Genomic DNA, 486 nt, shown 5'->3' on the forward strand with positions numbered 1-486 from the left:
GGTTTGTATTCGAGTATCGATAATTTAGAATTGGAAAATTGTACGTATCATGATTTTAAAAGAAGCCTCTCTACGATTTGCGAGAAATTTTTTGGATCGTTGTCATGAGTTATCAATTCGCACATATTGAGATGCTGAGTCGTAAAGTGCTTGTAAAGCCTTCCGACAAGGCAACGAAGTCTAAGAAGTGGAATATTAAAGAGACTATAGATGAGGCTACCCGGAGAAATCCGGATGCCTGTTTGCATGTTGAAAATCCAGGCAAGCCGGTTCTCGTTTTTGGTCAGGATTTAGAAGCTCTTGAGCGTGAGCATGAGCAGGCTTGCGATGGTGCTGTTGATGTTCAGAAGAATGGCAAGAGCAGGAAAATCAGAAGCACTCAAAATACTATGGCGTGCATTGTGCTGTCTTGGCCAGGTGAGATGGATGCCGATTGTAAGCGTTGGCAAGCTCGGTCGGTCAAGTGGTTGCAGGACACGTATGGGG

General features: G+C 44.2%; 1 protein-coding gene. It reads left to right on the forward strand.

The annotated features are described in order from the left end of the window. Positions 1-104: 104 nt before the first annotated feature. Positions 105-486: plasmid recombination protein (locus tag KP705_RS17220; RefSeq protein WP_215765155.1), on the forward strand; the 382-nt coding region annotated here is incomplete at its 3' end.

Source organism: Gluconobacter sp. P1D12_c, assembly GCF_018812105.1.
In the GTDB taxonomy this organism is placed as follows: domain Bacteria; phylum Pseudomonadota; class Alphaproteobacteria; order Acetobacterales; family Acetobacteraceae; genus Gluconobacter; species Gluconobacter oxydans_A.